Consider the following 18,911-nt stretch of genomic DNA (forward strand, 5'->3'; position numbering starts at 1 on the left):
AACCCATCATGCGTAGAACCCTAAGCCGCCTGACGGCCAGCATCGGCCTGGGCGTCAGCCTGGTCGTCGGCAGCCTGGCTGCCCCCGCCGTGGCCCAGGCCGAAGGCAAGATTCGCATCGCCGAGCAGTTCGGCATCGTCTACCTGCTGCTCAACGTGGTGCGTGACCAGCAACTGATCGAGAAGTACGGCAAAGAGCAGGGCATCGATATCGAAGTGGACTGGGCGCAGCTCTCGGGCGGCTCGGCGATCAACGATGCCTTGCTGTCCGGCTCGGTGGATATCGCTGGCGCCGGCATCGGGCCGCTGCTGACCGTGTGGGACCGCACCTACGGTCGGCAGAACGTCAAGGCGGTGGCCTCGCTCGGCAACTTCCCCACCTACCTGCTGAGCAGCAACCCCAACGTCAAGACCATCGCTGACTTCAGCGCCAAGGACCGCATCGCCGTGCCGGCGGTGGGCGTGTCGGTGCAATCGCGCTTCCTGCAATACGCCGCCGCCAAGCAGTGGGGCGACAAGGAATACAACCGCCTCGACAAGTACACCCTGGCGGTGCCGCACCCCGATGCCACCGCCGCCCTGCTGGCCGGCGGCACCGAGCTGAACGCGCATTTCTCCAACCCGCCGTTCCAGGAGCAGGCACTGGCCAACAAAGACGTGCACATCGTGCTTAACAGCTACGACCTGCTCGGGCCCAATTCGCCGACCCTGCTGTTCGCCACGGAAAAATTCCGCAAGGACAACCCCAAGACCTACAAGGCCTTCCTCCAGGCCCTGGCCGAGGCGGCGAGCTTTGCGCAGAACGACAAGGCCGCCGCTGCCGACACCTACATCCGCGTGACCAAGGCCAAGATCGACCGCGACGCGCTGATTCGCCTGATCGACAACCCGCAGTACGAATTCACCATCACCCCGAAGAACACCTACCCACTGGCCGAATTCCTGTACCGGGTCGGCGCCATCAAGCACAAGCCTGAGTCGTGGAAGGACTACTTCTTCCAGGACGAGCAGCCACTGCAAGGGAGCTGAACCGCCATGAACGCGCCGTTGCCAGGCCACGCGGCCAGCACGCAGAGCCGCAATCCACAGGCTGCACCGCTGTTGGCGGTGGACCACCTGAGCCTTGAATACCGCAGCGCCCAGCACGTGGTGCGGGCCACCCACCAGGTCAGTTTCGAGGTCGACCAGGCCGACCGCTTCGTCCTGCTCGGCCCTTCAGGCTGCGGCAAGTCGAGCCTGCTCAAGGCTGTGGCCGGGTTTCTCGCCCCGCAGGAGGGGCAGATTCTGCTGCAGGGCGTGCCGGTGCGCGGGCCAGGGCCGGACCGCATCGTGGTGTTTCAGGAGTTCGACCAACTGCCGCCCTGGAAGACGGTGAAGCAGAACGTCATGTTTCCCTTGCTGGTGTCTGGCCAGCTTCCGCGCAAAGAGGCCGAACAGCGGGCCCTGCACTACCTCGACAAAGTGGGCCTGGCAGCCTTCGCCGACGCCTACCCGCACACGCTGTCGGGGGGCATGAAGGCGCGGGTGGCGATCGCCCGGGCGCTGGCCACGCAGCCGAAAATTCTGCTGATGGACGAGCCGTTCGCCGCCCTCGACGCCCTGACCCGGCGCAAGATGCAGGAAGAACTGCTGCTGCTGTGGGAAGAGGTGCGCTTCACCCTGCTGTTCGTGACCCACTCCATCGAGGAAGCACTGGTGGTGGGCAACCGCATTCTGCTGCTCTCGCCACACCCGGGCCGGGTGCGCGCCGAGGTGCACAGCCATCAGTACGACCAGGGCAGCCTCGGCGGTGCCGAGTTCCAGGCAAGCGCGCGGCGCATCCATCGCCTGCTGTTCGATGAGGGCGATAGCCCGGCGCCGGTCACCGAACTGGGCTTCAACGACATTCGCATTGCCTACTGACAGGAGCGACGCCATGACCACCACGCCTGTCCGACAGGAATTCGAACACGTCCTGCAACCCTTGCAGAGCGTGCCACTGGAACGTCGTCTGCCGCTGACCCAGCGCCTGTGGCAGCACGGCTGGCTGCGCAAGGCGCTGATCCTCGCCGTACTGGCGGTGCTCTGGGAAGCGCTGGCGCGTTACACCGACAACGACCTGCTGCTGCCCAGCTTCCTGCAAACCGCCAGCGCCTTCCTCGACGGCATGCTCAGTGGCGAGCTGCCGGCCAAGGTCGCGGTGTCGATGGTGGTGCTGCTCAAGGGCTATGTGATCGGCATCGTCCTGGCTTTCGCCCTGACCAGCCTGGCGGTGTCGACGCAACTGGGCCGCGACCTGCTCGGCAGCCTGACCTCGATGTTCAACCCGCTGCCGGCGATTGCCCTGTTGCCGCTGGCGCTGCTGTGGTTCGGCCTGGGTGACAACAGCCTGATCTTCGTCCTCGTGCACTCAGTGCTGTGGGCGCTTGCGCTGAACACCTATGCCGGGTTTCTCGGGGTCTCCGAGACCCTGCGCATGGCCGGGCGCAACTACGGCCTGCGCGGGCTGCGCCTGGTGCTGCACATTCTGGTGCCGGCGGCGCTGCCCTCGATTCTGTCGGGGCTGAAGATCGGCTGGGCGTTCGCCTGGCGCACGCTGATCGCCGCCGAGCTGGTGTTTGGCGCCAGCAGTGGCAAGGGCGGGCTGGGCTGGTACATCTTCCAGAACCGCAACGAGCTGTACACCGACAAGGTGTTCGCCGGCCTGGCAGTGGTGATTCTCATCGGTCTGCTGGTGGAGGGGCTGGTGTTCAATACCCTCGAACGCCTGACCGTACGGCGTTGGGGCATGCAGCGCTGAGGGGCGTCAGCCTGGCGTGCGCAAGGCTCGATAAGCGGGGCGTCAGGGGAGGTAACGCGCGGCGGCGCTGCTCAGGGTGTGGGCGATCTCTTCGCGCAGCGACAGCGGTTGCTCCACCAGCAAGCCAACGCCCTGGCTGAGCAGCCACCAGCGCAGCGGCAGACCATCACACACCGTGGCTCGCAGGCGGTGGCCCTGCTCCAGGGCGGTCAACTGCATGTCGGCACTCAGCGGCGCTTCACGCAGTTGCCGCGCCAGGGCATCGCTGATCAACGCCTGCAATTCCAGACCACTGCCGGGGCTTGCCTGCAGGCCGTCGGCGCGCAGGTAGCCTTGCAGGTCGAAGCTGCCGCGCAGCTCGCCGCCGGCAGTCGCCGACCAATGCCAGCCAAACGGAATGCTCTTGTCGTTGCGCTCGATCGGGAAGATCAGCGACAGTTCGTTGAGGTCGCGTTCCACTGTCCGTTTGCTGACGCTGAATCCGACATCGCGCAGACTCCAGACCAGCTCTGCGCTGGTGGTTCCCGGTGAACGACTCGGCAGTTGGCGCAACAGCGCCCATTGGCGACTGAGGGTGGCGCGGGTAGTGGCAAACGGCAAATTGAAACGTCCTTGTCTAGGCTTGCAGACATAGCATGGCGGCAGCGGGAAGGCATGGCAATTAGCCACGTGTCGGTGAGATCAAGGAACCCGCATTTGGTTGCCTGAAACCGGATCGTTCGCGACGGGTTTTGTCGTGAGGTCGCGCAAGAATCATCGGGCTATCGCGGTCGAGGTCGCGGTTGCGGTCTGTTCAATGGGGATGAACATGGCGACTGCCAGCAATATCCATTCACTGCTAGAGCGCGTGCTGCCGCCTGCCGTCAGCCCGGCACCGGCGCGCTTCGGTCGGCGTCAACGGCTGTTCAATGGCGTCGGTCTGCCCAGTCAGGACGACGACAGTGCATTGGTCGAGCGCCTGGAGCTGGCCGACCAGCCCCATGCACTGTACGCCGAGCTGCGCCAGCGCGCCCTGCGAGGCGAGCCTGCAGCACTCAATGATCTGGGCTGGATCTGGCTCAATGGCCGTTATTGGCGGGCCGATCCGCTGCTGGCCGGGCACCTGCTACGCATGGCGGCGCAGCAGGGCAGTGCCACCGCCTGGTACAACCTCGGTCAGCAGTATTACTTCGGCAAGGGCGTGGAGATTTCCTACGCCATCGCCGCGGGCTATTACCGGCAGGCATTCGAACGCGGCATGGGGCATGCGGCTGCGGCGCTGGGCGATCTTTATGAAGAAGAAGTCTGCGATGGCGAGCAAGACTGGAACGTCGATTCGCACGTGGCCTACCAATGGTTCCTGCGCGGCGCCGAACAGGGCGAAGCCCGCTGCCGCTTCGAGGTGGGATATCGCCTGCTGCACGGTCTGCACATCGAGGCCGATGCCCGCGGCGCGCTGCACTGGCTGGAACTGGCCAGCGCGGCCGGGGTGGTGCAGGCCGCCGAAGAACTGGCGCTGCACTTTCGCCAGCACAACGCCGCGCGGGCAAGGCATTGGCGCGAGCAAGCTCTTGAACTTGGCGGCGGCCACCTCGGTCGTACCCGCAACGACGACCAGCTGAGCTCCTGAACGCCGCCGTATTGGCATCTGGGCGCGAATGCCGCCTGGCACCTGGCGGTTGACGATGGGGGGGAGGAGGGGCGTAACATAGATAGTTAGCAAACTATGAATTAGTCGACCTTTCCCATGACCCTCGAGACCCTGCACCTGAAAATCAGCAGCGGCATGGTGGTTGCCGCTCGCCACTGGCGGCGGCTGTGCCACGCCGCGCTCACCGGCTATGGCATTTCCGAAGCCTGCGCCGTGCCGCTGCTGATGATCGTGCGCCTGGGCGACGGCGTACACCAGGTGGCGGTGGCCCAGGCGGCCGGTCTGGAGGGGCCTTCGCTGGTGCGCCTGCTCGATCAGCTGTGCAAGGCCGGTCTGGTCTGCCGCAGTGCCGACCCCCATGATCGCCGCGCCAAGGCCCTGAGCCTGACCGCGCAAGGGCGCATCCTCGCCGAATCCATTGAAAACGAACTAGTGCGCCTGCGCCATGAAGTGCTGCAGGGCATCGACCAGGCCGACCTGGAAGCCACCTTGCGGGTCATTCGCGCCTTCGAGGCGGCAGGAGGCCCGGCATGAAGGACTTTTTCAGCTCGGTGCCACCGGCCCGCGACTGGTTCTACGGCGTGCGCACCTTCGCCGCCTCGATGATCGCCCTGTACATCGCCTTGTGGATGCAGTTGCCGCGCCCTTACTGGGCCATGGCCACGGTGTACATCGTCTCCAGCCCGTTCGTCGGGCCTACCAGTTCCAAAGCGCTGTACCGTGCGCTCGGCACCTTGCTCGGTGCGGGCGGTGCGGTGTTGCTGGTGCCGCCACTGGTGCAGTCGCCGCCGCTGTTGAGCGTGGCGGTGGCGCTGTGGACCGGCACCTTGCTGTACCTGTCGCTGAACCTGCGCACGGCCAACAACTACGTGCTGATGCTGGCCGGCTACACCTTGCCGATGATCGCCCTGGCGGTGGTCGACAATCCCACGGCAGTATTCGATGTGGCCTCATCGCGGGCGCAGGAAATCTGCCTGGGCATCGTCTGCGCGGCGGTGGTCGGCGCGATCTTCTGGCCACGGCGACTGGCACCGGTGGTGGTCGGCGCCAGCGGTAACTGGTTCGCCGAAGCTGCGCGCTATTGCGAGCATTACCTGGCGCGTACCGCCAGTGGCGAGCAGATCGCCGGCATGCGCGCGACCATGGTCAGCACGTTCAACAGCCTGGAAGTGATGATCGGCCAGCTCGGCCACGAAGGGGTAGGGCGCCAGACCCTGAAAAACCTGCGCGAACTGCGCGGACGCATGATTCACCTGCTGCCGGTGATCGACGCCCTCGACGACGCGCTGCTGGCCCTCGAAGGCCGTGCCCCAGCGCGCTTCGCCGAGTTGCAACCTGTATTGCACGACGCCCGCGACTGGCTGCAGCGCAGCACCGAGCGCCCCGACAGCGCCGGCTGGCAGGCCCTGCGCAGCCGCCTCACCGCTCTACAGCCGGATGCCGGCACGCTCGCCGAGCGCGAACGCCTGCTGTTGTCCAACGCCCTGTACCGTCTGCGCGAATGGATCGACCTCTGGCAAGACTGCTGCACCCTGCAACACGCCCTGCGCAACGACGATGCCAGCCCCTGGCGCGCCGTGTACCGGCACTGGCGGCTGGGCCGGCTGACGCCGTTCTTCGACCGTGGGCTGATGTTCTACTCGGTGTTTTCCACAGTGACGGCGATCATCGTCGCCTGCGCTTTGTGGATTCTGCTGGGCTGGCACGATGGCGGCAGCGCGGTGATTCTCGCCGCAGTGGCGTGCAGTTTCTTCGCCGCCATGGACGACCCCGCGCCGCAGATCTACCGGTTCTTCTTCTGGACGCTGATGTCGGTGATCTTCTCCAGCCTGTACCTGTTCCTGGTGCTGCCGAACCTGCACGACTTTCCCATGCTGGTGCTGGCCTTCGCCGTGCCGTTCATTTGCGTCGGCACCCTCACGGTGCAGCCGCGGTTCTTCCTCGGCACCTTGCTGACAATCGTCAACACCGCCACCTTCATCAGCATCCAGGGCGCCTACGACGCCGACTTCCTGACCTTCATCAACGCCAACCTTGCCGGGCCGGTGGGGCTGTTGTTCGCCTTCATCTGGACCCTGCTGCTGCGCCCGTTCGGCGTCGAGCTGGCGGCCAAGCGCATGACCCGCTTCACCTGGCGCGACATCGTCGAAATGAGCGCCCCGGCGCCGCTGGCCGAGCAGCGCAAGGTGGGCGTGCAGATGCTCGACCGCCTGATGCAACACTTGCCGCGCCTGTCGCAGACCGGTCAGGACAGTGGCGTGGCGCTGCGCGACGTGCGAGTCGGGCTCAACCTGCTCGACCTGCATGCGTACCTGCCGCGGGTCGGTGTCGAGGCCAGGCAGCAGTTGCAGACGGTGATCGATGAAGTCGGCGGGCACTACGCCAATTGCCTGCACGCGGGCGAACGACTGCCGGCGCCGCCGCTGCTGCTGCGCAACATGGAGCGTGCCCGCCGCGCCCTGGTCGTCGACAGCGGGGACGACCGTGGCGAGGCGCGCACGCACTTGCTGCATGCCCTGAGCGGCCTGCGCCTGGCACTGCTGCCGGGGGTGGAGGTGATGCTCGAGCCGAGCGAACAACTGCAATTGCCCGCAGGGCTTGATGGAGCGCCATTGTGATTGGTGATGTGGATGTCAGCGGGGTGTTCCTGCCCACGCTGCTGGTGATGATGGTGTTCACCTATGTGCTGTTTCTGGGGCTGCACGCGGTGCTGGTGCGCGTGCATTTCTACCGTCTGGTCTGGCACCGGGCGCTGTTCAACGTTGCCTTGTATGCCGTGCTGCTGAGCGCGGTCGACCATTTTTGCCGAAGCCTGATGCTGCCATGAAAAAACCTATGTTGACCCTGGGCCGTGTGGTCCTGACCCTGTTGGTGGTGAGCTTCGCCGTCGTGCTGGTATGGCAGATGGTGGGCTACTACCTGTTCGCCCCCTGGACCCGCGACGGCCATATCCGCGCCGACGTGATCCAGATCGCCCCCGACGTCTCAGGCCTGATCCAGCACGTCGAGGTGCGTGACAACCAGGTCATCAAGCGCGGCGATGTGCTGTTCACCATCGACCAGGACCGTTTCCGCCTGGCCTTGCGCCAAGCCCAGGCAACCCTTGCCGAGCGCCAGGAGACCCTGGCCCAGGCGGCGCGGGAAACCCGCCGCAATCGCAAGCTCGGCAACCTGGTGGCGGCCGAGCAACTGGAGGAAAGCCAGTCCCGCGAAGCCCGCGCCCGCTCGGCAATGAACGAAGCCCAAGTGGCGGTGGATTCGGCGCAACTGAACCTCGATCGCTCGGTGGTGCGCAGTCCGGTGGATGGTTATCTGAACGACCGCGCGCCGCGCAATCACGAGTTCGTCGCCGCAGGCCGACCGGTGCTGGCGGTGGTCGACAGCGCCTCGTATCACGTTGATGGCTACTTCGAGGAAACCAAACTTGGCGGCATTCATATCGGTGATGCCGTGGATATCCGCGTGATGGGCGACGACACCCCGCTGCGCGGCCGTGTGCAAAGCTTCGCCGCCGGTATCGAAGACCGCGACCGCAGCAGCGGCGCCAATCTGCTGCCCAACGTCAACCCGGCGTTCAGCTGGGTTCGCCTGGCGCAACGCATTCCGGTGCGTATTGCTTTCGATGAGGTGCCGGCGGACTTTCGCATGATCGCCGGGCGCACCGCCACGGTGTCGATCATCGAGGGGCAGCGGCCATGAAGCGCACGCTGTTGCTGGGACTCGCCCTGGCCGTGGTCGGCTGCTCGACGGTCGGCCCGGACTACAACGTACCGCCTGAAGCCGCCGTGCAGCGCAGCGACCTCAACGGCGCACTGCGCCAAGACGCGAGCAGCGTGGTCTCGGCACCGGTGCCCCAGGACTGGTGGCGGCTGTATCAGGACCCAAGGCTGGACGCCCTGGTGCGCCAGGCCTTGGCCGCCAACACCGAGCTGTGCGTCGCCGCTGCGAACATCGCCAAGGCTCGCGCGCAGGTTGAGGTCGCTGAGAGCCAGGGCGGTTTCCAGGGTGGGGTGAAGGTGGGGGCGCAGCGTTTGCAGGAATCGGGCGAGGCATTCTTGAAACCCGACAAAGTACCGGTGGCCAACGTCGGCGAGGCCATCGCCAGCGTCTCCTACCAGTTCGACCTGTGGGGCACGCTCAAGCGCGGCACCGAAGCGGCCCAGGCCAATGCCGATGCGGTGCAGGCGGCTGCCGACACTGCCCGCATCACCCTGGTGGCGGATGTGGTCAAGGCCTACACCCAGGTCTGTTCGGCCAACGAGGAATACCACATCGCCCGCCAGTCGCTCGACTTGCAGGAACAGAGCGTGCAGCTCAACCAGCGCCTGCGCGATGCCGGGCGTGGCGATGAAACGCAAGTGACCCGCTCGCAGACCCAGTTCAAATCGCTGCGTGCCGAGCTGCCGCGGTTCGAGGCCGAGCGCGAGACCGGCCTGTACACCCTGGCCGCGTTGCTGGCCAAGCCTGTCGATCAGCTTCCTGCGGGCGTTGCCGACTGTGCCGAGCTGCCGCAACTGACCCAGCTAATTCCGGTGGGTGATGGCGCCGCGCTGCTCAAGCGCCGCCCCGACGTGCGCCAGGCCGAGCGGCAGCTGGCCGCGGCCACCGCCAACATCGGCGTGGCCACTGGCGCGCTGTACCCGGACATCAGTATTGGCGCGCAGATCGGCACCATCGGCATCGTCGACAACCTCGGCAAACCCGCGACCAACCGCTGGGGCTTCGGCCCGCAGATCAGCTGGAGCATCCCCACCAACGCCACCCGCGCACGCATCCGCGAGGCCGAAGCTTCGACTCAGGGCGCGCTGGCCCATTTCGATGGCGTGGTGCTCAACGCCGTACGCGAAACCCAGACCAGGCTTGCGCAATACAGCGCCTTGCTTGAACGCCGTGAGGCACTGGTGGACGCTGAACGTTCGGCAAAGGATGCTGCTGATCAGACTCACCGGTTTTATCAGGCAGGCAGAGCGTCGTTCCTTGCCGACCTGCAAGCGACCCGCACCTACACTGATATGCGTGCGCAGTTGGCGGCGGCGAACAGTCAGGTGGCGATGGGGCAGGTGGGGGTGTTTTTGGCGTTGGGTGGGGGGTGGCTGTAGGAGCGACGCGAGTCGCGATGGCCGCGAGATAACCTCACGGTTAATGGACTGCCGCTTGGGTTGAATCTGGTCCGCCTAGTATTGTTTGCGTCGGATAGCTGAAACTTTTCTTTTAATTGCTTCGTAGGCCTTGTCAGAAAGTATGCCAGGAAGTCCGCTGATGAACTGTTCTCGGGCTGCATCAGCCTCCTGCTGCTGTTCCAATGCCACGAGTTTTTCTACCGAAAGTTTTATAAATTCCTTGTAATTACCATGGCTCAGTTTGTCCTCGCCGTTCAACATCCTGTCAGCTATTGATCTCATAACAGCAGGCGCTTCTTCTCTACGTTGAGTCGGGGCAGTGCTACTCGTCGAAGGTGATGCGACCACGACGTTGCTTGCAATAGGGGTGTCAGGCCGAATTGTCGCCCGGGACGCAGAGCGCCTTGTGCGATTGCGCTGGGACAGCGGGTTATGTCTGCTTTGGGGGGGCGAGCTTTTTGGTTTAGTAAGATCCAGCGGGGCTGCCTGACTGCCACTTTGTCTAGTCAGGTCCAGCGGGGCTGCCTGACTGCCACTTTGTCTAGTCAGGTCCGGTGGGATTGTCGCAACGCCTCGGCTATAGATCGGTTTACGCCTTGGGGTAAACATATGTCCTGTGCGGTCGCTGAAGTTCACGGGATCATCAGCGCAATACACATAGCAATTGAGACCTCCCTCCTCAAAAGGGCTGTAACTGTCCGGAGAGTTGAAACGCAACAGCGCTGGATTGAATGCCCGATAGCCGTTACCGAGTAGATAAAAAGGGGTGTATGAATCTCGTGCCTGTCCCGTGAAACCCAAAAGCGTTTCAAGTCCATTCTCTGCGATGTGGCCGTAAGGCGTGTAGCTCACTGGCGATGCTGATTGCTGGTCTGTTATCAGTGAGATCGAGTCGAGGCTGTCGGTTGCAAGTAGCGTTACAGCACTGGGGCCGCCCCCCTGATGTTCTGCAAGCGGTAGTTGTTGCATGCGAAACACGTACCGATTGGCACTGGCGCTGAGCACGGTGTGGAGTTGGTCGTGCTGATAGAAACGCCGAGTCGTGGCTAAGTCTTGATTCATGCGGTTACCCTCCGAAATACGGGCTCACCTGAACGGTTGCCCTGCTGGAGCTTGTCGACCACGTTGCGTTTCGCACAACTGGCAGATTTGTCAGGTAGCACGCTTGCTCAGCTATTTGATGCGAAACGAGATGCCCAAAATGTCTCGGATTTATAGGGTTTGGGAATTATCCTGCAGGGGCTGCCTCTGTTTCCGATTGCGTGAAGAGTTCTCGGAGGGCTAATTTCCCTCGGTCGTCCATATGACGACCGGGTGTGAGAACCCGATAACTGGAAAGGCAGCTGTTGTCATGGCGGCTGTGCGCGGGCAGACCTCGGTCTGACCGGGTTCCACGTTCTCGGTTCTCACCCCGCGTACAGCTGCCACCCTCGTCTTGTGAGAAAGCGAGGCGGTGGCTCCATTGACTAACGTGGAGTTACGCAATGAAGAAAATCGTCTCCGACCCGCCGCTTTCCCCTCATCCCCTATCTCCCTGCCCACACACCTCAGCGCACGCGAAGCGCTGGTCTGCGTCGACACGCTGCTAAAGGATATCTACCAGACCACCGAGGCTTACCAGCGCACGCAGCCTGGTGAACCGCTCGATGCCGTACTGGACTCTGCGGTGATCGCCGCCACGTTGATCCTTCACGCGCTGGACAGGCTGGAGCAGCGCCGCGCTGGCCCTCATGCTGATTTGTGACGCATGCGCCAGCCGGCCATAATGCCTGCCCGCTCTCGCTGAAGAAGAACCGCCCCATGCGTATCTGGATCGACGCCGATGCCTGCCCACGCCCTGCCCGCGATCTGGTAGTCAAGTTCGCCCTCAAGCGCAAACTGGCGGTGATCATGGTCGCTGGGCAGGCGGTGGCCAAGCCGGCGTTCGCCGTGGTGCAACTGATCGTGGTGCCCAGTGGGCCGGACGCGGCCGACGACTATCTGGTCGAGCACGCTCTGCCGGGTGAGCTGGTGATCTGCAGCGATGTGCCGCTGGCCGACCGCCTGGTGAAGAAGGGCGTCGCCGCGCTCGACCCACGGGGCAAGGAGTTCGATGAGCGCAATATGGGTGATCGTCTGGCGGTGCGTAACTTGTTCACCGAGCTGCGTGAGCAGGGCCAGGTCGGGGGAGGGCAGGCGCCCTATGGCGAGCGGGAAAAACAGGCGTTCGCCAATGCGCTGGATCGAATCCTCACGCGCTTGACCAAGGCCTAAGGCGGCAAGGGCCTGCAAGGCAGGCCCGGGCAGGGTTACTGATCGTCTTCGTGGGTCAGCTCGAGGATGCGGTCGACCAGTTTGTAGATACCGCCGGCGGCATCGCTGATGTTTTCCGCCAGCATGTAGGCCGGGGTGCTGACCAGTCGGCGCTGGGTATCTTCGACGATGTCGTGCACATCGCACTCTTCGTGAGTAGCGCCCATCTTGGTCATTGCGTCGCTGGTGTCGGCATCGTTGCCGATGGTGCAGACCACACCGGGGCCGTAGATTTTCGCCGCCAGGGCCGGCGAAATGCAGATCAGCCCGACCGGCTTGTTGGCCGCGGCGAAGCCTTCGGCCAGACGCAACACATCGGCCTGCACGGTGCAGTCGGTACCTTTGCTGGCGAAGTCGGACAGATTCTTCGCGGCGCCAAAGCCGCCCGGCACGATCAGCGCGTCGAAGTCTTCGACCTTGGCTTCACGCACATCCTTGACCTGACCCCGCGCGATGCGTGCCGACTCGACCAGTACGTTGCGCTTTTCCTGAGTTTCTTCACCGGTCAGGTGATCGATCACGTGCAACTGCTCGACATTCGGCGCGAAGCACTGCACCTGCGCACCGCGTTGATCGAGGCGCAGCAGGGTGATGACGCTTTCGTGGATTTCCGCGCCGTCATAGACGCCGCAGCCGGACAGGATCACTGCAACTTTTTTTGTCATAGGGTTACTCCAGAGTCGAGGCGCTGACTGTACTCAGTTGGAACACAAACAGCGAAGCGTGTTCAGTCGGCCTCGGCTCAGGGGTGTTCGCGCCCGGCTTCAGGCTCGGGGCGCTTGGGCCGGGTGTCTTCGGCGTGGGCAAGTGCCGCGGCGCGTTCGGCGCGCTCGGCACGGCGGTTGCGCAGGTAGCGGCGGACCCACAGCAAGATGCCGATCACCAGCAAGGTGCCCAGCACCCACAGCTCGTAGCGCTTCACATTGCCCAGCAGGCCTTCGAGGATGGCGCCGAAGTGGTAGGCGGCAGCGCCCAGCGCCAAGGCCCACACCGCAGCGCCGATGCCGTTGAGGATCAGATAACGCCGTGGCGGGTAACCGGAAAGACCGATCGCTACCGGCATCACCGTGCGCAGGCCATAGACGAAGCGGAAGCTCAGTACCCAGATGTCGGGGTGACGGCGGATGTGGTCCAGCGCCTTGTCGCCCATGGCCTGCCAGCGCGGTTTGCGCGCCAGAATCGCGCGGCCATGACGGCGGCCCATGAAGTACCAGAGCTGATCCCCGGCGTAGCTGCCGAAGAACGCGACCACCACCACCAGACTGATGTCCATGTAACCGCGGAACGCAAGAAAGCCCGCGAGTACCAGAATGGTCTCACCTTCAAAAAACGTGCCGAGAAAAAGGGCAAAGTAGCCAAAATCGTGCAGGAATTGTTGAAGCATGGTGTAGGGGTGGTGGCGAAATGAACGCGCAGCCTACCCCTTAGTGAGCGTGGGGGAAAGTGTCCAAATGTGTCTCGACGTGAACATTTCCTACGGCGAGAATGCCTGCGGCCGCAAGTCGCAGGGTTGTCCTTCCCTGTCACACAGGGGTCATAATGGGCGCTTATAACTGTCGCGCTCGCCCGCCTGCGCGGGCTCAGGAGTCTGCCGTGAGCTTTACCCCCGCCAATCGCATGTTTCCTGCCACCCGTTTGCGCCGCAATCGTCGGGACGATTTTTCCCGGCGGCTGGTGCGCGAAAACGTTCTGACCGTCGATGACCTGATCTACCCGGTGTTCGTCCTCGATGGCGAAAATCGCCGCGAAGAAGTGCCGTCGATGCCGGGCGTCGAGCGCCTGTCCATCGATCTGCTACTAAAAGCTGCAGAGCAGTGGGTCGAGCTGGGCATTCCGGCGCTGGCGCTGTTCCCGGTCACCCCGGTCGAGAAGAAATCGCTCGATGGCGCAGAAGGCTGGAACCCCGACGGCATCGCCCAGCGCGCCACCCGCGCCCTGCGCGAGCGCTTCCCAGAACTTGGGGTAATCACCGACGTGGCGCTTGACCCGTTCACCACCCACGGGCAGGACGGCATTCTCGACGAGGAAGGCTACGTACAGAACGACATCACCGTCGATGCGCTGGTGCGCCAGGCGCTGTCCCATGCCGAAGCCGGTGCCCAGGTAGTGGCGCCGTCGGACATGATGGATGGCCGTCTGGGCGCGATCCGCGAAGCGCTGGAAGTGGCCGGTCACGTCAACGTGCGCATCATGGCCTACTCGGCCAAATACGCCAGCGCCTACTACGGCCCGTTCCGTGATGCGGTCGGCTCGGCGCTGAACCTGGGCAAGGCCAACAAGGCGTCCTACCAGATGGACCCGGCCAACAGTGACGAGGCCTTGCACGAAGTGGCCACCGACCTGGCCGAAGGTGCCGACATGGTCATGGTCAAGCCGGGCATGCCCTACCTGGATATCGTTCACCGGGTCAAAAGCGAGTTCAAGGTTCCGACTTTCGTTTACCAGGTCAGCGGCGAGTACGCCATGCACATGGCCGCCATTCAGAATGGCTGGCTCAGTGAGGCGGTGATTCTCGAGTCGTTGACAGCTTTCAAACGGGCAGGGGCCGATGGGGTCCTGACCTATTTCGCGGTGCGAGCCGCACAGATGCTCAGAGCGCAGTGATGCCTCCGAGCACGTCCTGACAGACCTGTCCCAAACGGGCACGTTCTGTCAGGCCTGTCTTACAGGAATGTCCGATGAATAATGAAGTGCTGACCGCTGTCGATCTCAAGGATGCCCAAGTCGTGCCCGAAGAACTGGTGCAAACACCACCGGACCTGGCCCCGCCAGCCGAACCTGTGGTCGAGGCGCCGCCGGCGCCCCCGGCCCCGGTGATCAACGTGCCGAGCCTGGACGACAGCAGCCTGTACATTCATCGCGAGCTGTCGCAGTTGCAGTTCAATATCCGCGTGCTGGAACAGGCGCTGGACGAGAGCTACCCGCTGCTCGAACGTCTGAAATTCCTGTTGATCTTCTCCAGCAACCTGGATGAGTTCTTCGAAATCCGCGTCGCCGGGCTGAAGAAGCAGATCACCTTCGCCCGCGAACTGGCCGGTGCCGATGGCCTGCAGCCGCACCAGGCGCTGGCGCGGATCAGCGAGCTGGTACACATCGAGGTCGACCGCCAGTACGCGATCCTCAACGATGTGCTGCTGCCGGAGCTGGAAAAACACCAGATTCGCTTCATTCGCAGGCGTTACTGGACGCCCAAGCTCAAGACCTGGGTGCGGCGCTTCTTCCGCGACGAAATCGCGCCGATCATCACCCCGATCGGCCTCGATCCGACCCACCCGTTCCCGCTGCTGGTCAACAAGAGCCTGAACTTCATCGTCGAGCTGGAGGGCGTCGATGCCTTCGGGCGCGATTCGGGTCTGGCGATCATCCCCGCGCCACGTCTGTTGCCGCGCGTGATTCGCGTGCCGGAAGAGGTCGGTGGCCCGGGCGCCAACCATGTGTTCCTGTCGTCGATGATCCACGCACACGCCGATGACCTGTTCCAGGGCATGAAGGTCAAGGGCTGCTATCAGTTCCGCCTGACCCGAAACGCCGACCTGGCACTCGACTCCGAAGACGTCGAAGACCTTGCCCGCGCCCTGCGCGGTGAGCTGTTCTCGCGCCGTTATGGCGATGCCGTGCGCCTGGAAGTGGCCGATACCTGCCCCAAGCACCTGTCCGATTACCTGCTCAAGCAGTTCAACCTCAGCGAGAGCGAGCTGTACCAGGTCAATGGGCCGGTCAACCTGACCCGACTGTTCAGCATCACCGGCCTGGACAGTCACCCCGAGCTGCAATACACGCCGTTCACCCCGGCGATTCCCAAGTTGCTGCAGAACGGCGACAACATCTTCAGCGTGATCAGCAAGCAGGACGTGCTGCTGATGCACCCGTTCGAGTCGTTCACCCCGGTGGTCGACCTGCTGCGCCAGGCGGCCAAGGACCCGCACGTTCTTGCGGTGAGGCAGACCCTCTACCGCAGTGGCGCCAACTCCGAGATCGTCGATGCGCTGGTCGATGCGGCGCGCAACGGCAAGGAAGTGACTGCGGTCATCGAACTGCGCGCGCGCTTCGATGAAGAGTCCAACTTGCAGATGGCCAGCCGTCTGCAAGCGGCAGGTGCGGTGGTGATCTACGGCGTGGTGGGCTTCAAGACCCACGCCAAGATGATGCTGATTCTGCGCCGCGAGCAGGGCGAGATCGTTCGCTACGCCCACCTCGGCACCGGCAACTACCACGCCGGCAACGCGCGCCTGTACACCGACTACAGCATGCTCACCTCCGATGCGGCGCTGACCGAAGACGTTGGCAAACTGTTCAGTCAGTTGATCGGCATGGGCAAGACGCTGCGCATGAAAAAGCTGCTGCATGCGCCGTTCACGCTGAAGAAGGGCATGCTCGACATGATCGCCCGGGAGACCCAGTTCGCCCTGGATGGCAAGCCGGCGCACATTATCGCCAAGTTCAACTCACTGACCGACGCCAAGGTGATCAAGGCGTTGTACAAGGCCAGTCAGTCCGGCGTGCGTATCGATCTGGTGGTGCGCGGCATGTGCTGCTTGCGTCCCGGCATCGCCGGCGTGTCGCACAACATCAACGTGCGCTCGATCATCGGCCGCTTCCTCGAGCACACCCGGGTGTTCTACTTCCTCAATGGCGGCGAAGAGCAGATCTACCTCTCGAGCGCCGACTGGATGGAGCGCAATCTCGACAAGCGCGTCGAGACCTGCTTCCCGGTCGAAGGCAAGAAGCTGCTGCTGCGGGTCAAGAAAGAGCTGGAAAGCTACCTTACCGACAACACCCACGCCTGGACCTTGCAGTCTGATGGCCGCTACGTGCGCAGCACCCCGACCGGCAACCAGAACTCGCGCAATGCCCAGGCGCAACTGCTGGAGCGCCTGAGCAACCCGGTGCTCAACGTACGCTGAGGACGAAGTTGACCCGGGTCAGCCACTCCGCCTCGTTGGCGAAGTCGGCCTGGGTCAGCGGGTGTCGTTCCAGCCAGCCGTCAGGGAAGATCACATCCAGGCTATTGGCGCCTGCCTGCAACTGCACCGTGGGCATCTCTTGAGTGCCGCGGATGTGATGGAAGAGGATGGCGAAGCGCAGCAGCACGCACAGGCGCAGCAGTTGCACGCTTTCTTCAGCGAATTCGGCGAAGCGTTCCTTGGGAATGTTGCGCCGATGGCCGCGCACCAGCAGCGCGATCATCTGCTGGTCTTCGCGGGAAAACCCGGCCAGGTCGGAGTGTTCCAGCAGGTAGGCGCCGTGCTTGTGGTAGTGGTAGTGGGCGATGTCCAGCCCCACTTCATGGACTTTCGCCGCCCAGCCCAGCAGGTCGCGCCAGTTGCCGTCGTCGAGCTGCCAGGCTGCAGCGACCTGGTCGAAGGCATGCAGCGCCTTGCGCTCGACCCGGGCAGCCTGGCCCTGATCGACGTGGTAGCGCTCCATCAGTGAGTTGAGGGTGCGTTCGCGCACGTCTTCGTGGTGATGACGGCCCAGCAGGTCGAACAGCACGCCTTCGCGCAGGGCACCGTCGCAATGGTCCATGCGTGCCAGTTCCAGGGCGTCGAAAATCGCTTCCAGAATCGCCAAGCCTGCCGGGAAGATCGCGCGGCGGTCAGGTTTTACCCCTTCGAAGTCGATACGGTCGGTTTCGCCCATCTTGAACAGCTTGCGCTTGGCCCAGGCAAGGCCTTCGGCGTTGACTTCGCCATTGCCCAGGCCGCCGGCCTTGATCGCCGCGCCGATGGCGCGGATGGTGCCGGACGAGCCGATGGCTTCGTCCCAGGTCAGGCGGTGCAGTGCATTTTCGATGCTCATCAGCTCAAGGCGCGCAGCGGTGTAGGCCTGGGCGTAGCGTGCCGGGGTGATCTTGCCGTCACGGAAATAGCGCTGAGTGAAGCTGACGCAACCCATCTGCAGGCTTTCACGCAGCAGCGGTTCGAAACGCTGGCCGATGATGAACTCGGTGCTGCCGCCGCCAATGTCGGCCACCAGACGTTTGCCGGGGGTATCGGCCAGGGTGTGCGACACGCCGAGGTAGATCAGGCGCGCCTCTTCACGGCCGGAAATGACTTCCACCGGGTGCCCGAGGATGGCCTCGGCACGCTGAATGAACACTGCCCGGTTGCGCGCTTCGCGCAGGGCGTTGGTGCCAACGATGCGCACCGCGCCCGGCGGCATGCCGTTGATCAACTGGGCGAAGCGCTTGAGGCACTCCAGGCCACGGGCCATGGCTTCTTCGCTGAGCAGGCGGTCTTCATCGATGCCGGCGGCCAGCTGGACCTTTTCGCCCAGGCGTTCGAGGATGCGGATCTCGGTGTGATGGGCCTTGGCGACGACCATGTGGAAGCTGTTGGAGCCGAGGTCGATAGCGGCGATCAGAGACAGGTTCTTCGCGGTTTTATGCGGCATGGTCTGGTAGTTCTCGGTCGATAACCCGGCAATCGTGACACGATCGTTGGCCTACGCCAACGCGCGAAGGGCCGGGCCTTGATGCAGGACAAGGGCTCGATGGGCGGCAATCGTTCATCACATTAGCTGGCGAAAGGCGCCGGCGCCTGCCGGTGATGCATGAGCGGACCCGTCGTCCATCCTATGACAGGTATATGACCGTTTCGATTCGTCGGGTCTTGCCCCTTCATAGCGACAGTCAATCGGCTCCGGCTTCCTGTAGAACGAAGGGACGGCTATGATGAGCGTCGATTTTGCCTTATGACCTGGAGATATCCATGAGCAGCGATCTTATCAAACACGTCACCGACGCCACGTTCGAGGCAGAAGTGCTCAAGGCCGACAAGCCCGTGCTGGTTGACTACTGGGCTGAATGGTGTGGCCCTTGCAAAATGATCGCTCCGGTGCTGGACGCCCTCGCCGCCGAATACGAAGGCAAGTTGATCGTCGCCAAGCTGAACATCGACGAAAACCAGGAAACCCCGGCCAAGCACAGCGTGCGCGGTATCCCGACGCTGATGCTGTTCAAGAACGGCGCTGTCGAGGCCACCAAGGTCGGCGCCTTGTCCAAGTCGCAACTGGCTGCGTTTCTCGACGCCAATATCTGATCTGCGAAAGCCCCCGGAAATCCGGGGCTTTTCTTTTTTAGCCCACTAGAC

At 63.6% G+C, this 18,911-nt stretch carries 19 protein-coding genes; 14 read left to right on the forward strand and 5 right to left on the reverse strand.

Annotated features, from left to right (window positions below; genetic code table 11):
- Window positions 1–8 precede the first annotated feature (8 nt).
- The 3 genes from H618_RS0100610 to H618_RS0100620 are packed head-to-tail and all read left to right on the forward strand — an operon-like array spanning window position 9 to window position 2,778.
- On the forward strand, window positions 9–1,028 hold the full coding sequence (locus H618_RS0100610) for an ABC transporter substrate-binding protein (protein WP_028693208.1): 1,020 nt from the start codon (window positions 9–11) through the stop codon (window positions 1,026–1,028).
- Between the two features lie 6 nt (window positions 1,029–1,034).
- Window positions 1,035–1,901 (forward strand): ABC transporter ATP-binding protein, encoded by an 867-nt coding sequence (locus H618_RS0100615; RefSeq protein ID WP_028693209.1) that lies wholly within the window; start codon window positions 1,035–1,037, stop codon window positions 1,899–1,901.
- Window positions 1,902–1,914: 13 nt separating this feature from the next.
- Window positions 1,915–2,778 carry an ABC transporter permease gene (locus H618_RS0100620; protein ID WP_028693210.1) on the forward strand — a complete coding sequence of 288 codons (864 nt, stop codon included), beginning with the start codon at window positions 1,915–1,917 and terminating at the stop codon, window positions 2,776–2,778.
- A gap of 42 nt (window positions 2,779–2,820) precedes the next feature.
- On the opposite strand, the gene H618_RS0100625 is transcribed toward H618_RS0100620, so the two are convergent.
- Window positions 2,821–3,378, reverse strand: a complete 558-nt coding sequence (locus H618_RS0100625) for a WCX domain-containing protein (RefSeq protein WP_028693211.1) — start codon at window positions 3,376–3,378, stop codon at window positions 2,821–2,823.
- 208 nt (window positions 3,379–3,586) lie between these two features.
- Here H618_RS0100625 and H618_RS21060 point away from each other — a divergent pair, with 208 nt between their 5' ends.
- The 6 genes from H618_RS21060 (at window position 3,587) to H618_RS0100655 (ending at window position 9,507) form a co-directional block, all read left to right on the forward strand.
- Window positions 3,587–4,387, forward strand: a complete 801-nt coding sequence (locus tag H618_RS21060) for a tetratricopeptide repeat protein (RefSeq protein WP_033727385.1) — start codon at window positions 3,587–3,589, stop codon at window positions 4,385–4,387.
- Between the two features lie 117 nt (window positions 4,388–4,504).
- A complete protein-coding gene (locus H618_RS0100635; RefSeq protein WP_028693212.1) occupies window positions 4,505–4,942 on the forward strand; it encodes a MarR family winged helix-turn-helix transcriptional regulator in 438 nt (145 codons plus the stop codon).
- Window positions 4,939–7,026 carry an FUSC family protein gene (locus H618_RS0100640; RefSeq protein WP_028693213.1) on the forward strand — a complete coding sequence of 696 codons (2,088 nt, stop codon included), beginning with the start codon at window positions 4,939–4,941 and terminating at the stop codon, window positions 7,024–7,026. Before H618_RS0100635 ends, H618_RS0100640 begins: the two co-directional genes overlap by 4 nt.
- Entirely contained in the window at window positions 7,023–7,235 is a 213-nt protein-coding gene (locus H618_RS0100645) for a DUF1656 domain-containing protein (RefSeq protein ID WP_028693214.1), read from the forward strand. The genes H618_RS0100640 and H618_RS0100645 overlap by 4 nt, the downstream gene beginning before the upstream one ends.
- A complete protein-coding gene (locus tag H618_RS0100650) occupies window positions 7,232–8,107 on the forward strand; it encodes an efflux RND transporter periplasmic adaptor subunit (RefSeq protein ID WP_028693215.1) in 876 nt (291 codons plus the stop codon). Before H618_RS0100645 ends, H618_RS0100650 begins: the two co-directional genes overlap by 4 nt.
- Window positions 8,104–9,507: an efflux transporter outer membrane subunit gene (locus H618_RS0100655; RefSeq protein WP_028693216.1), complete on the forward strand. Its 1,404-nt coding sequence runs from the start codon at window positions 8,104–8,106 to the stop codon at window positions 9,505–9,507. The genes H618_RS0100650 and H618_RS0100655 overlap by 4 nt, the downstream gene beginning before the upstream one ends.
- 75 nt (window positions 9,508–9,582) lie before the next feature.
- On the opposite strand, the gene H618_RS22185 is transcribed toward H618_RS0100655, so the two are convergent.
- Window positions 9,583–10,590, reverse strand: coding sequence for an RHS repeat-associated core domain-containing protein (locus H618_RS22185; RefSeq protein WP_081673674.1), 1,008 nt, complete (start codon window positions 10,588–10,590; stop codon window positions 9,583–9,585).
- A gap of 400 nt (window positions 10,591–10,990) precedes the next feature.
- Here H618_RS22185 and H618_RS0100660 point away from each other — a divergent pair, with 400 nt between their 5' ends.
- Both H618_RS0100660 and H618_RS0100665 read left to right on the forward strand, forming a co-directional pair.
- Window positions 10,991–11,272 (forward strand): hypothetical protein, encoded by a 282-nt coding sequence (locus H618_RS0100660; protein WP_028693217.1) that lies wholly within the window; start codon window positions 10,991–10,993, stop codon window positions 11,270–11,272.
- Between the two features lie 56 nt (window positions 11,273–11,328).
- Complete coding sequence (locus tag H618_RS0100665) at window positions 11,329–11,781, forward strand: YaiI/YqxD family protein (protein ID WP_028693218.1); 453 nt, start codon at window positions 11,329–11,331, stop codon at window positions 11,779–11,781.
- A gap of 35 nt (window positions 11,782–11,816) precedes the next feature.
- On the opposite strand, the gene elbB is transcribed toward H618_RS0100665, so the two are convergent.
- The gene (elbB, locus tag H618_RS0100670; protein WP_028693219.1) at window positions 11,817–12,485 is read right to left on the reverse strand and encodes an isoprenoid biosynthesis glyoxalase ElbB; all 669 of its coding nucleotides are present in this window, start codon (window positions 12,483–12,485) and stop codon (window positions 11,817–11,819) included.
- A 77-nt stretch (window positions 12,486–12,562) separates the two neighbouring features.
- Window positions 12,563–13,204, reverse strand: a complete 642-nt coding sequence (locus H618_RS0100675; RefSeq protein ID WP_028693220.1) for a DedA family protein — start codon at window positions 13,202–13,204, stop codon at window positions 12,563–12,565.
- A gap of 209 nt (window positions 13,205–13,413) precedes the next feature.
- Between H618_RS0100675 and hemB the strand changes: the two genes are divergently transcribed.
- A complete protein-coding gene (hemB, locus tag H618_RS0100680) occupies window positions 13,414–14,424 on the forward strand; it encodes a porphobilinogen synthase (RefSeq protein WP_028693221.1) in 1,011 nt (336 codons plus the stop codon).
- A 74-nt stretch (window positions 14,425–14,498) separates the two neighbouring features.
- Entirely contained in the window at window positions 14,499–16,724 is a 2,226-nt protein-coding gene (ppk1, locus tag H618_RS0100685; protein ID WP_028693222.1) for a polyphosphate kinase 1, read from the forward strand.
- Here the strand turns inward: ppk1 and ppx are convergent.
- Complete coding sequence (gene ppx / locus H618_RS0100690) at window positions 16,711–18,213, reverse strand: exopolyphosphatase (protein ID WP_028693223.1); 1,503 nt, start codon at window positions 18,211–18,213, stop codon at window positions 16,711–16,713. The genes ppk1 and ppx overlap by 14 nt on opposite strands.
- A 317-nt stretch (window positions 18,214–18,530) precedes the next feature.
- On the opposite strand from ppx, the gene trxA reads away from it, so the two are divergent.
- A complete protein-coding gene (trxA, locus tag H618_RS0100695; protein WP_028693224.1) occupies window positions 18,531–18,860 on the forward strand; it encodes a thioredoxin TrxA in 330 nt (109 codons plus the stop codon).
- Window positions 18,861–18,911: the final 51 nt, after the last annotated feature.

The sequence above is a fragment of the Pseudomonas cremoricolorata DSM 17059 = NBRC 16634 genome (genome assembly GCF_000425745.1).
GTDB lineage: Bacteria > Pseudomonadota > Gammaproteobacteria > Pseudomonadales > Pseudomonadaceae > Aquipseudomonas > Aquipseudomonas cremoricolorata.

Coding starts and splice junctions, on each gene's coding strand:
- H618_RS0100620 (WP_028693210.1), top strand. CDS start 1,915: ATGACCACCACGCCTGTCCGACAGGAATTCGAACACGTCCTGCAACCC.
- ppk1 (WP_028693222.1), top strand. CDS start 14,499: ATGAATAATGAAGTGCTGACCGCTGTCGATCTCAAGGATGCCCAAGTC.
- H618_RS0100610 (WP_028693208.1), top strand. CDS start 9: ATGCGTAGAACCCTAAGCCGCCTGACGGCCAGCATCGGCCTGGGCGTC.
- H618_RS22185 (WP_081673674.1), bottom strand. CDS start 10,590: ATGAATCAAGACTTAGCCACGACTCGGCGTTTCTATCAGCACGACCAA.
- H618_RS0100640 (WP_028693213.1), top strand. CDS start 4,939: ATGAAGGACTTTTTCAGCTCGGTGCCACCGGCCCGCGACTGGTTCTAC.
- ppx (WP_028693223.1), bottom strand. CDS start 18,213: ATGCCGCATAAAACCGCGAAGAACCTGTCTCTGATCGCCGCTATCGAC.
- elbB (WP_028693219.1), bottom strand. CDS start 12,485: ATGACAAAAAAAGTTGCAGTGATCCTGTCCGGCTGCGGCGTCTATGAC.
- H618_RS21060 (WP_033727385.1), top strand. CDS start 3,587: ATGGCGACTGCCAGCAATATCCATTCACTGCTAGAGCGCGTGCTGCCG.
- H618_RS0100675 (WP_028693220.1), bottom strand. CDS start 13,204: ATGCTTCAACAATTCCTGCACGATTTTGGCTACTTTGCCCTTTTTCTC.
- H618_RS0100635 (WP_028693212.1), top strand. CDS start 4,505: ATGACCCTCGAGACCCTGCACCTGAAAATCAGCAGCGGCATGGTGGTT.
- H618_RS0100665 (WP_028693218.1), top strand. CDS start 11,329: ATGCGTATCTGGATCGACGCCGATGCCTGCCCACGCCCTGCCCGCGAT.
- trxA (WP_028693224.1), top strand. CDS start 18,531: ATGAGCAGCGATCTTATCAAACACGTCACCGACGCCACGTTCGAGGCA.
- H618_RS0100655 (WP_028693216.1), top strand. CDS start 8,104: ATGAAGCGCACGCTGTTGCTGGGACTCGCCCTGGCCGTGGTCGGCTGC.
- H618_RS0100650 (WP_028693215.1), top strand. CDS start 7,232: ATGAAAAAACCTATGTTGACCCTGGGCCGTGTGGTCCTGACCCTGTTG.
- H618_RS0100615 (WP_028693209.1), top strand. CDS start 1,035: ATGAACGCGCCGTTGCCAGGCCACGCGGCCAGCACGCAGAGCCGCAAT.